This is a genomic window from Mesorhizobium sp. NPDC059054, from assembly GCF_042739215.1.
In the GTDB taxonomy this organism is placed as follows: domain Bacteria; phylum Pseudomonadota; class Alphaproteobacteria; order Rhizobiales; family Rhizobiaceae; genus Mesorhizobium.
The window spans coordinates 971,209-984,190 of the sequence record NZ_JBHYHV010000001.1; the positions used below are offsets into that span (position 1 = coordinate 971,209).

General features: G+C 56.3%; 14 protein-coding genes. 12 read left to right on the forward strand and 2 right to left on the reverse strand.

Translation table 11 applies throughout. From position 1 onward, the window contains the following. Nucleotides 1–44 precede the first annotated feature (44 nt). A complete protein-coding gene (locus ACFWXH_RS04685; protein WP_379117957.1) occupies nucleotides 45–971 on the forward strand; it encodes an NAD(P)-dependent oxidoreductase in 927 nt (308 codons plus the stop codon). Between the two features lie 101 nt (nucleotides 972–1,072). Then, entirely contained in the window at nucleotides 1,073–1,327 is a 255-nt protein-coding gene (locus ACFWXH_RS04690; RefSeq protein WP_379117959.1) for a DUF2218 domain-containing protein, read from the forward strand. Nucleotides 1,328–1,350: 23 nt separating this feature from the next. Here the strand turns inward: ACFWXH_RS04690 and ACFWXH_RS04695 are convergent, their stop codons facing one another. Then, complete coding sequence (locus tag ACFWXH_RS04695) at nucleotides 1,351–2,244, reverse strand: LysR family transcriptional regulator (protein ID WP_379117961.1); 894 nt, start codon at nucleotides 2,242–2,244, stop codon at nucleotides 1,351–1,353. Between the two features lie 124 nt (nucleotides 2,245–2,368). Between ACFWXH_RS04695 and ACFWXH_RS04700 the strand changes: the two genes are divergently transcribed. The 7 genes from ACFWXH_RS04700 to ACFWXH_RS04730 all read left to right on the forward strand — a co-directional run bounded on the left by ACFWXH_RS04700 (nucleotide 2,369) and on the right by ACFWXH_RS04730 (nucleotide 9,054). Next, nucleotides 2,369–2,827: a cupin domain-containing protein gene (locus ACFWXH_RS04700; protein ID WP_379117963.1), complete on the forward strand. Its 459-nt coding sequence runs from the start codon at nucleotides 2,369–2,371 to the stop codon at nucleotides 2,825–2,827. Nucleotides 2,828–2,853: 26 nt separating this feature from the next. Beyond that, nucleotides 2,854–3,630, forward strand: a complete 777-nt coding sequence (locus ACFWXH_RS04705; RefSeq protein ID WP_379117965.1) for a carboxymuconolactone decarboxylase family protein — start codon at nucleotides 2,854–2,856, stop codon at nucleotides 3,628–3,630. Beyond that, entirely contained in the window at nucleotides 3,630–4,832 is a 1,203-nt protein-coding gene (locus tag ACFWXH_RS04710) for an arabinose transporter (protein ID WP_379117967.1), read from the forward strand. The genes ACFWXH_RS04705 and ACFWXH_RS04710 overlap by 1 nt, the downstream gene beginning before the upstream one ends. A 149-nt stretch (nucleotides 4,833–4,981) precedes the next feature. After that, on the forward strand, nucleotides 4,982–5,452 hold the full coding sequence (locus ACFWXH_RS04715; RefSeq protein WP_379117969.1) for a hypothetical protein: 471 nt from the start codon (nucleotides 4,982–4,984) through the stop codon (nucleotides 5,450–5,452). Between the two features lie 37 nt (nucleotides 5,453–5,489). Continuing rightward, nucleotides 5,490–6,188: a hypothetical protein gene (locus ACFWXH_RS04720; RefSeq protein ID WP_379117970.1), complete on the forward strand. Its 699-nt coding sequence runs from the start codon at nucleotides 5,490–5,492 to the stop codon at nucleotides 6,186–6,188. Between the two features lie 384 nt (nucleotides 6,189–6,572). Beyond that, nucleotides 6,573–7,484: a hypothetical protein gene (locus tag ACFWXH_RS04725; RefSeq protein WP_379117972.1), complete on the forward strand. Its 912-nt coding sequence runs from the start codon at nucleotides 6,573–6,575 to the stop codon at nucleotides 7,482–7,484. A gap of 283 nt (nucleotides 7,485–7,767) precedes the next feature. Further along, a complete protein-coding gene (locus tag ACFWXH_RS04730) occupies nucleotides 7,768–9,054 on the forward strand; it encodes a CHAT domain-containing protein (RefSeq protein ID WP_379117974.1) in 1,287 nt (428 codons plus the stop codon). A gap of 52 nt (nucleotides 9,055–9,106) precedes the next feature. Here ACFWXH_RS04730 and ACFWXH_RS04735 read toward each other — a convergent pair whose 3' ends face one another. Next, a complete protein-coding gene (locus ACFWXH_RS04735) occupies nucleotides 9,107–9,445 on the reverse strand; it encodes a hypothetical protein (RefSeq protein ID WP_379117976.1) in 339 nt (112 codons plus the stop codon). Between the two features lie 447 nt (nucleotides 9,446–9,892). On the opposite strand from ACFWXH_RS04735, the gene hxsB reads away from it, so the two are divergent. From hxsB to hxsA, 3 genes are read left to right on the forward strand one after another with little or no spacing between them, the layout of a single operon-like run. Continuing rightward, nucleotides 9,893–11,302 carry a His-Xaa-Ser system radical SAM maturase HxsB gene (gene hxsB / locus ACFWXH_RS04740; RefSeq protein WP_379117978.1) on the forward strand — a complete coding sequence of 470 codons (1,410 nt, stop codon included), beginning with the start codon at nucleotides 9,893–9,895 and terminating at the stop codon, nucleotides 11,300–11,302. Beyond that, the gene (gene hxsC, locus ACFWXH_RS04745) at nucleotides 11,299–12,405 is read left to right on the forward strand and encodes a His-Xaa-Ser system radical SAM maturase HxsC (RefSeq protein WP_379117980.1); all 1,107 of its coding nucleotides are present in this window, start codon (nucleotides 11,299–11,301) and stop codon (nucleotides 12,403–12,405) included. The genes hxsB and hxsC overlap by 4 nt, the downstream gene beginning before the upstream one ends. Continuing rightward, the gene (hxsA, locus tag ACFWXH_RS04750) at nucleotides 12,405–12,965 is read left to right on the forward strand and encodes a His-Xaa-Ser repeat protein HxsA (protein ID WP_379117982.1); all 561 of its coding nucleotides are present in this window, start codon (nucleotides 12,405–12,407) and stop codon (nucleotides 12,963–12,965) included. The genes hxsC and hxsA overlap by 1 nt, the downstream gene beginning before the upstream one ends. The last annotated feature ends 17 nt before the right edge of the window (nucleotides 12,966–12,982 follow it).

A 12,982-nucleotide genomic window follows, 5' to 3' on the forward strand; every position in this document is an offset into this window, starting at 1 on the left:
GGGCAAGTCCGGCTGCGGCGTTAGCGTTGGAAGGAAACGCCAGAATGAAAGTAGGATTCATAGGCCTGGGGATGATGGGGCGCAACGCGGCGCTCAACATACTTCGTAAGGGTTTCGACATGGTCGTCTACGACGTTCGGTCGGATGCTATGAAGCCATTGGCGGACCGTGGCGCTAACACGGCAGGCAGCCCAGCCGAGGTGCTGGATCGTGTCGACGTCGTTGTGACCATGGTGTTCGGACCCAACGAAATCGAAGCAGTCGTTCGCGGTCAGAACGGGTTCCTTTCAACAAGCTGCCAGGGCAAATACTGGATCGATCTCACCACGAGCAGTCCACACCTGATGCGATCTCTTGGTGCGGAGTTCGCGGCAGCGGGCGGCCATCCTGTTGATGCGCCAGTCACCGGGTCAGTGGATTCGGCGATCCGTGGTGACATGATCATGTTCGTGGGTGGGGAAGATCACGACATTGAACATGTTCGCCAAGTGATCGAGGCCATGGGCGAGGTGCGTAAGGTTGGGAGGCATGGAAATGGCTACGTCGCGAAATTGGTGAACAACCAACTCTGGAAAATCCATGCCGCCGCGATTGGCGAAGCCATGGTCGCAGCCAAACTGGCTGGACTGGATCCCGAAGTGTGGTGGACTGCCATGAAGGGTGGTGCCGCCGACAGCTTTGTCATGCAGCACGACGTGCCCTCCATCTTCGCGGGCCACTACGATCCCTCTTTTCCGTTGGCTCTTTGTCTCAAGGATCTCGGCCTCATTGAGCAATTGATGAACGAGACCGGTACTCGCAACGAACTTACCCGCGCGACACACGACCGCTTCAAAGAGGCGGCCGCGCGATACGGCAAGGAGGCGGGCGAGATGACCGTGTGCAAGGTCATCGAGGACGATGCGGGCGTGGAACTTCGGGTGTCGGGAGATTGGATTGCACCGTGGGAAGTCGAGGCTCCGGGCGAGTAGACTGAAAGGAGTGCGCGCCTTTGAACGATTGCTCTGCCGCATCAGTCAGCACTCTGGAATTGACCTTCCGGTCCCACACTCGCATAGGCGGCCCTGATGATGTGATCCAGAAGCTGTGCTCATCGTTTGTTGAATACGCCAGCACGTTTGGCGGCCAGCGCGGCCAGATTCGTCTCCCGTTTGGATGGTGCCAATTGCAAGCCAAGGGAGCGAAGCTGCATATCACGCTAGGAGCCGAAAACCCGGCGGATCTGGCACGCGTGGACGCCATTGTTGTTGGTCGACTAAAGCGGGTTTCGCACCGCCATGGACGCGACCTGATTTGGGCTCACGTGGAGCGTAGGCATTATACCTGACCGTTGCTCTATGTCCGAACTTCCTAGTTACGATACCGAAGCCTTTCAACCAAAAGCGCGAAAGCTGGGGTCGGCTGACGGCGGCTCGGATAGTAAAGGTGATAACCTGAGAACGGCTCGCACCACTCCGAAAGAACTCGGACAAGCCGACCATCGGCAAGGTAGGTCGCGACCTGACCCTCTGTCAGGTAGACCAGCCCGTGTCCATCCAGCGCCGCTTTCAACATCAGACTCGATGTGTTGAATATCAGTTGGCCGTCTACCCGGACGTTGAGTGCGCGACCCTTCCGTTCGAACTCCCATGCATAGAGGCCGCCATGAACTGGCAGCCGTAAGTTGATGCAGTTGTGAGTGGTGAGATCTTGCGGTGTCTTAGGCCCAGGCCGTCGTTCAAAATAGGACGGCGCGCCTGTGACAGCCATTCGCAGATCCGGTCCGATGGGTACGGCGATCATGTCTTTGGCAATCGTCTCTCCCGGCCGTACGCCTGCATCGAAGCGTTCCTCGACGATGTCGGTTAGACCATAGTCGATCACGATCTCCACCTTGATGTCGGGGTAAGCGCTTACAAGTTCTGCGACCGCAGGCCAAAGGATGGCTTCTGCGGCATGTTCCGAAGCTGTCAGGCGGATCGTGCCCGAGGGTTTCTCGCGAAGATCGCTCAAGCCGTCTAACTCTCTTCGGATTTCGGCGATGCGCGGACCGATGGATTGAACAAGCCTTTCACCAGCCTCCGTTGGTGCTACCCGCCGTGTCGTGCGTGTGAGCAGGCGCAACCCAAGGCGCGCTTCCAAAGTTCGGATGGTCTGGCTCAACGCTGACTGCGAAACGCCGAGGCGCTTGGCTGCCCTGGTAAAATTCCGCTCCTGAGCCACCACGAGGAAAGCGGCCAGATCGTTCAGATTGTCGCCGGACATTCAGAAGTTTTCCTTATTGGTGCATGCGCAACTTAGCATCTAATCGCACATTGTGCCGCGTTCTACATTGGGCCGGAGACGAACTGCCTCGTCTTGGGACGTGTAGAAACGCAAGGAGATCACGGTGAAAAAGTTGCTCGCAGCCGCTGCAATTGGCACCGCAGGCATCATGCCAGCACAAGCTGAAGGTATCGAAATCCGCGCGAATGGAAGTACTCCGGCAGCCATTGGGACAGCTGAAAACTTCACCGGGCAGGCGGTTATCAGCGCGCTTTATCCCCCGACAGAGATCACGCGTGCCAGCACGGGGCTGGTCAACTTCGCACCGGGTGCGCGCACCGTTTGGCACAGCCATCCCGCGGGTCAGTTGCTCATCGTCACCGCTGGCCAAGGTTGGGTTCAGGAGGAAGGCAAGGACAAACGCACGATCAATCCGGGCGACGTCGTCTGGATTCCGGTCGGCATCAAGCATTGGCACGGAGCAACCGATACCAGCCCGATGGCGCACATCGCACTCAGCTACATGCAGGACGGCAAGAACGTGGACTGGCTGGAACCTGTTTCGGACGAGCAATACCGCTAAGCGAGCGGACGCTGAAAGGACAAATCATGAAAACCTCGACCGTTCTGGCCCTCGCGCTTTCCCTGGGAACCGTCGATGCCGAAGCGCAAACGGGTTCGCAGACCGGAAGCCTGTCCCGTGAAGACATCCGGGCCGTCTCTCCTGCGCTTGAACACTATGCGACGGACAAGCTCGCCAACGACTTGTGGAAGCGTTCTGGCCTGTCGCCACGCGACAGGAGCATCATCACCGTCGCCGCGGTTGTTACGCGTAACCAGGGTATTCTCCTGCCGGAGCAATTGGCGTTAGCCCTCGACAATGGTGTGAAGCCTGCCGAGATATCTGAGATCATCACGCATCTCGCGTTCTATGCTGGATGGGGCAATGCCATGTCTGCAACGGCGATTGCCAAGGATGTGTTCGAAGCACGCGGCATCGGCGCAGATCAGCTCCCTAAGGCCTCCGTCGACCGTTTGCCGTTGGATGAAAAGGTCGAGGCGGATCGCGCGACTCGGGTCGAACAGGGAACGGGACCTGCGTCGCCAGGCCTTGTGCGAGACACAGCCGAGGTACTTTTCCGTGATCTTTGGCTACGTCCCGATCTGGCACCGCGCGACCGGAGTCTGGTGACGGTCAGCGCGCTTATTGCCGCCGGACAGGTCGAGCAGATTCCCTATCACCTCAACAGGGCCATGGATAGTGGACTGACACGTTCGGAAGCTTCCGAGGTCATCAGCCATCTCGCCTACTACGCTGGCTGGCCAAATGCGTTCTCCGCTGCGCCCATCGCCCGCGCCGTCTTCGAGAAGCGATCTGGCAATTGATGACTGACATGGGCGTCTCGGCACCACCGCACCGTAAGACCCAATCGGTCGTCCTCGCGTTGCTGCCGATCATTGCAGCGGTGCTGGCTGGATTTCTCGTTATCGGTGCCGCGCTACCGGTTCTGCCCTTGCACGTCAGTGGGGACCTCGGGTTTGGAACGTTGATGGTGGGGTTGGTTGCGGGCGCGCAATTCGCTGCGTCACTGATCTCGCGCGTCTGGTCCGGTTCCTATTCGGACGCGAAGGGTGGCAAGCGCGCGGTCGTCGTTGGCCTGATCACTGCAGCGATTGCCGGGCTGCTCTATCTCGTGTCACTGGCTTTCGAACTCTCTCCAGTGGTTGCCGTCACGATCCTTTTGCTCGGACGAGCGGTTCTTGGGGGAGCGGAAAGCTTCATCATCACCGGTGGCGTGAGCTGGGGGCTTGCTCTGGTCGATCCCGAACACGCTGGAAAGGTCATAGCCTGGGTTGGAACTGCAATGTTCGCTTCGCTCGCCCTTGGTGGCCCCTTGGGATCAATGCTGTTTGCTTCATTCGGATTTGCCGCAATCGGTCTCGTGACGGCAGTTCTGCCGCTTATGGTCCTCATGCTCTTCCCGAGGGCACGAGGTCCAGTTCCACAGCCGCCCATGAGAAGATCGAACACGGCAAGTGTTATCCGATCAGTTTGGCTTCCTGGCCTAGGGGCAGCATTTGCCAGCGTCGGATATTGTGCGATCCTTGCCTTCAGCTCGCTCCTCTATGCAGACCGTAACTGGCAACCAATCTGGCTGGCGTTCACGGCCTTCGGCGCTGCCTTGATCGTGGCGCGCATCTTCGTTGGTCATCTGCCCGATAGGCACGGTGGGGCCAAGGTCGCCCTGCTGTTCGTGCTGATGCAGTCGGCTGGATTAGCGTTCATGGGATTGGCGAAAGATGTCACGACCGCATCGGCCGGGGCGGCATTCGCAGGACTAGGCTATTCCCTCGTTTACCCCGGCCTCGGCGTGGAAGCGGTTCGCGGTGCCTCACCGGAAAACCGTGGCCTTGCGATGGGGATCTTCACGGCGTTCTTGGATGTCGCGATGGCTGCGGGAAGCCCTGCGTTGGGTTGGATTGCAAGTCGCACAAACTTGAGTACGGTTTTCGTCGTCAGTGCAGTCATCACGTTCTTTGCTGCAGCCGTTTCGTTTCGCCTGATACTGGTCGGACGATCTAGATAACGCGGTCACTTGATGCAGCTCCGTTGCATGACAATAGCTAGATGCAAGCCACGGTAACAGGGTTGATATGACCGGTCCGGAGTGCCTTCAAAAAGAAGAGTAGACTCGGATGAAGTTGTGCCTCAAGACTACGGCTTGGGGGGACTACAATGAAACTTCTGCCGATCACATTGGCAGTCGCGCTATCTGTTGGCGGCTGCACCACGAATACTGCAATCACCAAACAAAACCTAACAGCAGAAAGCACACTCAGCTTGTGTCGGATGCTGACGGCAAACTACGACCAGGCGTATAAGGCCGAGATCGTAAGGTTGCTTGTTAAGCGCGGCGCTTCGGCCGAAAAATGCCAAAGGCTCGTGGCGTCAGACAACTCTGTTGCAACCGGAGTAGCAGTGGCTGGCCTAGGAGCTGCTGCGGCAGCTGTCGCTGCCAACAATGGTGGGTATGGAGGCGGAGGGTATTATCCGCCGTCATATGGCGTGGCTTGGGATCAATTCTACGGTGCAAACTACACATTGATCTGGCGCTGCCGTGACCGGGCGACTGGGCGTTTCGTTTACGACGGCTATTGCGGCGGACTTCCCATGGTCGATTCAACGTGGCCGGGCTGGAGTGCCTAAGAGGCACTGGCTGTACGATAATGTCAGGAGGCCAGATTTGAAACGACTGACGTCAGCACCTGCGTTGGGATCAATGCTCGCGTTCGCACCCTCTATTGTTTATGCAGCTGGAGAGGTAACTGGCGACGTTTCCAGTAGCCCGGCTTGGTGGGAGGGCTGGCAGCTTGTTCTGTTGACGGCGCTAGTGACAACTGTCGGCACCTGGTTCGTTACTCGGTACCAGTTGAAGCTACAGGCAAAGGTTCAGGCTGATATCCGTGAAGAAGAACGGGAACGACACGGTAGCTATGTCGCGATCCGCGTAGTCTGCGCACTCGACAACTTCGTTAACGGATGTATCGACGTGGTGCACGATGACGGCATGAACGGCAATGACGGCTACACAGAGCCCCGAGAAGCGGCCCCGAATCTCATTTTCCCGAATGATGTTGACTGGAAATCGATTGATGCAGAGCAGATGTATCGTGCTCTTTCTCTGCCCAACGAGATCGCCTCAGCCGACCAAGCTATTGCTTGGGTGGCCGATCAGGTCGCTTCTCCCCCCGACTATGATGAATTCTTTACGGAACGCATCCTCCGCTATGGCCAGCTAGGCCTTTCTGCTTTGAAACTCGCTGACGACCTACGGGTCAGATACCGTATGCCCGCTCGGAAGATCGAAGGCTGGGGTCCGCGCGAGGCATTGCAGAAAAAGGTCAATGAGGCCGAGAAGCAAAAGGAGAAGGACGGGGGCTGAATCGGTGCGCATGTGGGCCGAAATCATCGAACGCCTAGAGACAAAGACGCCACCTGGTGTTCCTGAGGCAGATAACTAACGGCCACTGGGCATCCTAAGCTCAGTACGTTGCGCCTCTTCGCGGCAGTCGCCCTGTGTGCGACGCCTCTAGGAAGCCGAGATGTCAAACACCCTGCCGCCAGCTTATTGGATGTCACGTTACTCGAAATTATATCAAGTTACGATTTGATGTATTATCATCCGAATGTTGTAGTTAAGTTATTTGTCTTACTCCCTTTTTGCATGTTGTGATTTCGTTTTCTGGCAATTACGAGCTGTACGACATTTTCGTTGTGCGGGGGCTCGGCCATGGATAGGCGATCGGTACTTCGAAACGCATCCATATTGGCACTCACAACTTTATTTATGTCTTCAAGAGTGGCGTTTGGTGCAAGCCCAACTCCTGATGCAATAAAAGCTGTAGGGGACAAGGTCTCAGCCTTAGAGCAACGTGCGGCGACGCTTGGCATTCCGGACACGTCAAAATTGCCGGACATTGATCACAGCGCGCTTACGCCAGAGAACTGGTATCGCGAATGTGCCGCCAGGCTCCTGCGCTTGATGCAGCGAGAGCTGGAAGCCAATAGACCTGACCTGATTACAGAGGCAGCCGATTTGCTGGCCGAGATTACGGCAATCGAGCGTTCGCCCTCTGAGTACTTTTCCTCAACCCGCGCCAAAGCGCCTTCGTTTTCTTCCACAAAAGCGCGCTACCGCAAGCTATTCGACGATTGCCAGGTTCGCGACAAATATACATCCACCGTCAATTGGTACATCGATCTCATTCGGCTCAATAAGGCTCGTTACGAGGAAGTCGCAATCGCAAGTGGAGTTCCATGGCATTTTTTGGCCGTGATACATGGCCTTGAGGCATCGTTTAATTTTCGAACGCATCTTCACAATGGCGACTTACTGAGCGCCAGGACTGTTCATGTACCCGCAGGAAGGCCAAGCTCAGGTCAGCCGCCATTTACCTGGAATGACAGTGCGGCTGATGCACTTGCCCTGATGAATTATGCAGGGAAAAAAGATTGGAGCCTGGAGCGTACGCTCTACCGTCTGGAGGCATACAACGGCTGGGGATACCGTCCGAAACGGATCGCCATCAACAGCCCATACCTCTGGAGCTTCTCTCAGCATTACACCAAGGGGAAATACGCGAGCGACGGCGCATATGACTCATCGCTCGTATCGCAACAATGCGGTGCAGCGGTGCTGCTGAAAGTTCTTACGACGACAGGCGACATAAGTTGGTAACGTGATGCGACTTGGCGCTCTCGTAGCTGTCGCCCTGGCGTTTTTCGCGTTCCCAGCCGCGGCTGTCGAGCAGGATGTTCCGTCTGCACCCGGGGTGAACGGTGCTCCGAGGTTGCCTCCCAACAATCATCGGGACTTTAGACGGCTACGGCGACCTCCATCAGACCTGCCGCTATCGCCATTAGATCTCTGGGGTTGCCAGAATTGTCTTCCGGGCAGCGGCCGAGATCTATTGCAAGGAACAGATGAGGCCTGGGAGGGGCCCTGCCGTCGAGAGTTTCTCGTGGCTTCGCTCGCTGAGAGTGCGATGTATGAAACAATACTCCAGGTCAAGAAAGCCACGGGCTTCGTTCCTTCTGAGGAAGAACAGGCAATCATTGAGCATCAATACCGGGTTGAGTACCTTCGGAAATTTGAGACAACGCTTAGTGCCCTCAATCTCGCAGAAGATACCTATGTCCTAGCTTTCGGAGAGGCGGAGAACCACGACAACCGATGCGTGTGGCTCATCTCCGACAAGATGTTAGCATCAGAGGAAACGAATAGTTTTGATAGCAAACTCCTCGAGGACCTTCGCTCGGGGATAGGCGTCAGGGTTCGCCTTCCCATTCCACGACCTGAGGATGAAGAGGACTGCCCTTCTCCTCTCGTGACGCAGGCGCAGATGCGAACGGACGAGCAGTTGCAAGGTGCGCGCAAATCTCTATCAGAAGTCGCAAGAAACCTGCTGCCGGATAAGGTTTCTCGGGCGCTAGTAGGCATCAGTACAGTCAGAAAACCAAGCGGTAGAGTCCCTAGGCTGCTAATTCTGGCGGACGATGACATCGCTACTTATCCATTCGCGGCTTTGCCAGTCGGCGATGGTGTGCTTATCGATTTCTTCGACCTCGTAATCTTGCCCAACATCACAGAATTGACACACCGCATCGGACCTCCACCAAAAATTCCGGCGCAGCTCAAGGAACGGGAAGCGTTAGTCGTTGGCGCTCCCGACCTATCTGCTGACAAATCAGCATGCTGGCCCGAACTTCCGCATGCGAAAGTGGAAGCGGAGAATGTTGCCCAGCAGATAGGTTTGAAGAAGGCCATTACGGGCAAAGACGCCACGTTTTCAGCTGTAAGAAGTAAGTTACGAGCAAACGCCAAAACGCTCAGGCTTATCTTTTTCGCCACTCACGGTATCTCGGATGAGGTGAACCCGGCAGATGATGGCTACCTTGCATTGCGACAGCGAAATCTACGAGGTGCCGATCTCAGGAAGATTACGCTCAAGGGTTCGCCACTGGTTGTGCTCAGCGCATGTCAGTCAGGCTTAGGAAAAATTTTTCCTGGCGGCATATTCGGATTGGCACAAGCCTGGCGCTATTCAGGTGCTGAACGGGTGGTGATGAGCCTGTGGAATGTCAGCGATGAGGGGTCAAAGGATCTTATGCAGGCCTTCATTCACGGCCTTGTGGCAGAACAGTTAGAACCGGAAATCGCCCTTAGTCGCGCCATCCGGATCATAAAGAAAAACACACCCGATCCTGCGATTTGGGCAGCTTTTGCCTATTATGGACCGCCATCCTAACTGTCATGACCCGTAAGGACATAAGGAAAAGTCATCATCTCGTGAATTGAGTTCACTCTTCAATTTCGTTTCCGTCGTCATCTTCGTCGGCACCACGGTCGGGATCGTCGACATACGCGTCACAGCCCTCGTTGAACGACTGGCTGTTGGTGGTGCAGTCGGAGGTACTGGTTACATTGTTTTGTTCGGCCCACTCATAGCCAGCTTTGTGACCTGAACAGTCTTCCGTGCAATCATAGCCGCCAAAGGTTTGCTGGGCGAAAGCTGAACCTGCGGATGTAATGGTGCCAAGGGCAAGGAAAAGAGCCGGCTTCAGATGCGGTGGACGCGACGACGCGCGCTCTGAAATTGACAAAGCACCGACGTGTACGTTGGCATCGTTGGATTTCATCTGCGAGCCCCCAAGAGCGCCGAAAGGATCGCCGTGCCCGCTTTGCAATGCAAGGTGAATTTCGCGAATTGGTGTTGAGGCGCTCGCTAGCTACGAATTCGCGGCGTCTGGTCCCATCTAAATCTCTTGATTGCAAGCATAACACGTGCACTATCCCTGTCGGGGAGACTGGGCTGTGGGGATTACTATTGCAGAGTCGGATTCCATTCTGACGGTTGCTATCGCACCGCAGTTCGAAGCCTTTGTCTCGAACGCTTCTGTCAAATTCCAGATTCAATTTCCAAACCTTGAGATTCAAGTCAACGGTTTGGCTATCAGGATTTCAGGTTGCGACCGATCTAAATTCCCTGAGGTGCGGCGTGCATTCCTGCATGCCCTGTACAGGGAGAAGATCTACGCGGAGACGCTACCCCTCAGGGCAAACTTGATTACTGCGGTAACATCGCAATGAACGTGTGGCCTCTCAAGTTCCGCGATCTCGCGGATGGCAGAATTCTATTTGCTGACGACGCCGGCGGCTTCTTCCTGTCGGGCGACCGCTTCCTCGACCGCTACGCTGGAGACGCGTTGAATGAAGGAGATCGAGTGTTTTTGAGAGAAGGCGGCCACGCTTTCGATGGCGAGCTTGATTTGTCTTGGACATCATTCGCTTATCGATGGTCTCAACGACAATCGAAACCACAGCAGCTGAACTACGTCATCTTAGTGCCGACACTCCGGTGCAATCTCGCATGTGGATATTGCCAGGTTTCTCGAGCTCCTGAAAAGGCGCGCGGCTTCGACTGGGCGGAAGAAACCTTGGCCGCAGTGCTTGCTTTCTTGGGGAAGATTGAAAGCTCGGAGATCAAGGTTGAATTCCAGGGCGGCGAGCCGCTGCTTCGTGTCGATTTGCTAGAAGCCGTACGCGAGTTTTGCCGCGGCAAGTTTGCCCGTTCTCAGTTCGTTGTCTGCACCAATCTTCAGGATCTTGATGAACGAGCGTGGGTTTTCCTCGACGCGGACGACACCTTCATCAGCACGTCGCTCGACGGCGACAGAGATACCCACGAGCGTCAGCGGACACACGATACGAACCGCACGCGAGCCTTCTTTTCAAATCTGGAAGCTGCGGTTGCACGCTATCCCGAAGGCAAAATCTCGGCACTGCCGACGATAGATGTCTCTTCGCCGCCGGATTTTGGAGAGCTCCTCGACAGCTACGAACGGTATGGAATCAAGTCCGTCTACTTGCGGCCGATAAACCATCAGGGGTTCGCTCGGAAGATCGATCAGGGCGCGAATGTGCTGGGCCGTTGGAACACGCTTCATTCTCAGTTCATCGACCTCCTGATCGACCGCAATCACTGTACCGGGCGCTTTATGGAGGAATACTACTTCAGCCAGTGTCTGAAACGCGTTCTGCGCTTTGGAGCCGACAACCACGTCGACATCCGCAATCCAGGGTTCTTCGCTTCGGATTACGTCGTCATCGATCACGATGGACGGTTCTATCCGACGGACGAGGCACGCATGTTGTCGAGGATCGGCCGCATAGACCTCAGCATCGGGGATGTCACGACGGGCATAGATAGATCGAAGGTTGAGGTCCTGAACACTGGAGCCCTCAATCACTTCGATCCGGATTGCATTCATTGCGCATACCAGCCGTTCTGCGGCTCCGACGTTATTGATGACATCTCCCGATATGGCCGCATCGACATGCCGCGTCACGATACTTGGTTCTGTGGTCGACATCTCGCGATTTTCGATAAGGTATTCGAGGTGATCTACCGTCGGGACGAGGCGGCTCGAGCTTCCGTTGCCGCCTGGCTTGGTATTGGCAACTGGGATCCAAGCATGGCGGCGGCGCATTCATGATACCGCTCCGTATCAAAGCCGAAGCGCATGCCGCACAGCCATTTGTGGTCCGGCTCCGGTCATTCGAAGGCATCGCCGACATCGAGACCCGGGCAAATGCGGGTGCATTCGACGTCAGCCTGGAGAGCGCGGGAGCCGAAGCTGCTGAATATGTGGGCGAAGGTGGTTCGGTTCGAATCCTTGGTATCGATCCATCGGAAGTCGATGGCGATGTGCTTCTCGTAAATCCGCAGAGGGGAACAGCAGACCGCCTGATCCGTAGCACGTCATCGCACAACACCTTCTTGGTGACGGAACGCTGCGATCAGCTCTGCGTGATGTGCTCGCAGCCTCCAAAGAAACACCATGTCGACCTCTTCGGACATTTTGAACAAGCGGCTATGTTGGCCCCCGAAGGCGCAACGATCGGCATCTCTGGTGGCGAGCCGACGCTCTTCAAAGTAGAGCTTTTCGGATTCCTGCGAACGGTCATGCGGACGCGGGAAGACCTGCGGTTTCACATCCTGACCAATGCGCAGCATTTCGAAGAAAATGATCGCGCGAATTTGCTTGAATTGGACCGCAAGAGGATCGTTTGGGGAATTCCCCTCTATTCAGCTGATCCCGCCATTCATGATGAAATCGTGGGCAAGGATGGGGCTTTTGGAAAGCTGAGATCGGGCTTGGCATTCCTGGGGCGAGCTGGCGCGCAAATCGAGTTGCGGACGGTTCTCATGCAGCCGAATGCCCCGGGCCTAGCCAGGCTCGCCAAGTATCTGACGACAACGGTGCCGTTCATCCAGACCTGGGCGATCATGCAGCTCGAGAACATCGGCTACGCGCGGCAAAACTGGAACCGATTATTCTATGACAGCTTCTCTGGCTTTGAAGCGGTAGGGCAGGCCATCGACATCGCTCGAAGCCGCGGCATCGATGTTCAGCTTTTCAATTTCCCGCTTTGCACTGTCCCTGGATCGTATCGACATCTTGCACCGTCGACGATTTCGGACTGGAAGCGGGCATACATGGATGCCTGTGAGAATTGCAGTCTCAGGGGCGATTGCGGCGGGTTCTTTGAATGGCACCCGCAAGAGCATGGATATGCGGGCTTGGGTGGGGTCTGATGAAAAAGCGCTTGTTCGCGATTCCGTCACTGCTGGCAGCGGGCTTCATGCCCACGGAGGGGCAGGCTCTTCCTTCAAAACCGATGTTGACTGACGGAGGTAAGTCACTGTCCTTGTTTGACATCTTCAAAATGGATCATGTGTACACGCTGGCAGGCCATCGAAGCCACAGTTCCCACCGAAGTCACCGCTCTCACACCAGCCATCGATCGTCGACCGGCGGCTACTCGTATCGGCCACCAGTCTATAGCGCTCCTTCGCCATCGTACGTAGCGCCATCGAACCCGCTCTATTCGGCCCCGTCGACCACATATCAGCCGCCCGCTGCAGCGCCCGCGCCTCTCAGGACGCTGCCTGGCAACGCGAACAAGTTCAAGGAAATCGTCCTCGAGGTGCAGTTCGCGATGCTGGCCTTCGGCTACTACAACGGTGAGCTGAACGGTGTGATGGGACCCGAGATGAGGGCGGGGCTGCAGCGAATGCAGGGGGACTACGGTCTCAAGGTGACGGGGACGATTACGCCCGAGACGCTGAATGCGTTGAAGATCGAGGCGCGCTAGTCGCGAGCGCTATTGTG

What these genes read in the sequence shown, in the direction of transcription:
- ACFWXH_RS04685 (WP_379117957.1), top strand. Translation starts at nt 45, where the DNA reads ATGAAAGTAGGATTCATAGGCCTGGGGATGATGGGGCGCAACGCGGCG.
- ACFWXH_RS04695 (WP_379117961.1), bottom strand. Translation starts at nt 2,244, where the DNA reads ATGTCCGGCGACAATCTGAACGATCTGGCCGCTTTCCTCGTGGTGGCT.
- ACFWXH_RS04705 (WP_379117965.1), top strand. Translation starts at nt 2,854, where the DNA reads ATGAAAACCTCGACCGTTCTGGCCCTCGCGCTTTCCCTGGGAACCGTC.
- ACFWXH_RS04710 (WP_379117967.1), top strand. Translation starts at nt 3,630, where the DNA reads ATGACTGACATGGGCGTCTCGGCACCACCGCACCGTAAGACCCAATCG.
- ACFWXH_RS04715 (WP_379117969.1), top strand. Translation starts at nt 4,982, where the DNA reads ATGAAACTTCTGCCGATCACATTGGCAGTCGCGCTATCTGTTGGCGGC.
- ACFWXH_RS04735 (WP_379117976.1), bottom strand. Translation starts at nt 9,445, where the DNA reads ATGAAATCCAACGATGCCAACGTACACGTCGGTGCTTTGTCAATTTCA.
- hxsB (WP_379117978.1), top strand. Translation starts at nt 9,893, where the DNA reads ATGAACGTGTGGCCTCTCAAGTTCCGCGATCTCGCGGATGGCAGAATT.
- hxsC (WP_379117980.1), top strand. Translation starts at nt 11,299, where the DNA reads ATGATACCGCTCCGTATCAAAGCCGAAGCGCATGCCGCACAGCCATTT.
- hxsA (WP_379117982.1), top strand. Translation starts at nt 12,405, where the DNA reads ATGAAAAAGCGCTTGTTCGCGATTCCGTCACTGCTGGCAGCGGGCTTC.